Origin of the sequence: Mycobacterium sp. KBS0706, assembly GCF_005938675.2 — a bacterium.
Lineage (GTDB): Bacteria > Pseudomonadota > Alphaproteobacteria > DSM-16000 > Inquilinaceae > Inquilinus.
This window is the reverse complement of record NZ_VCCH02000417.1, coordinates 1-289: the sequence shown is the minus strand read 5'-3', so window position 1 is coordinate 289 and position 289 is coordinate 1. Positions and strand designations below refer to the sequence as shown.

1 protein-coding gene is annotated in these 289 nt (G+C 68.9%); it reads right to left on the bottom strand.

The window, feature by feature from the left end:
- Positions 1–289 (bottom strand): zinc-binding dehydrogenase (locus FFK22_RS42530; protein WP_373683785.1); only part of this gene is annotated, 289 nt, incomplete at both ends.

Below are 289 nucleotides of genomic sequence, written 5' to 3'. Positions count from 1 at the left end.
ATTGATCCGCTCCAAGGGCAGCTTGTGCGTGATCATCGGGTCGATCTCGATCTTCCCCGACATGTACCAGTCGACGATCTTCGGCACGTCGGTCCGGCCCCGCGCCCCGCCGAAGGCCGTGCCCTTCCACACCCGGCCGGTCACCAGCTGGAACGGACGGGTCGAGATCTCCTGCCCCGCCCCGGCCACGCCGATCACGATGCTCTGGCCCCAGCCCCGGTGCGAGGCCTCCAGCGCCGCCCGCATCACCTTGGTGTTGCCGGTGCAGTCGAAGGTGTAGTCGGCGCCC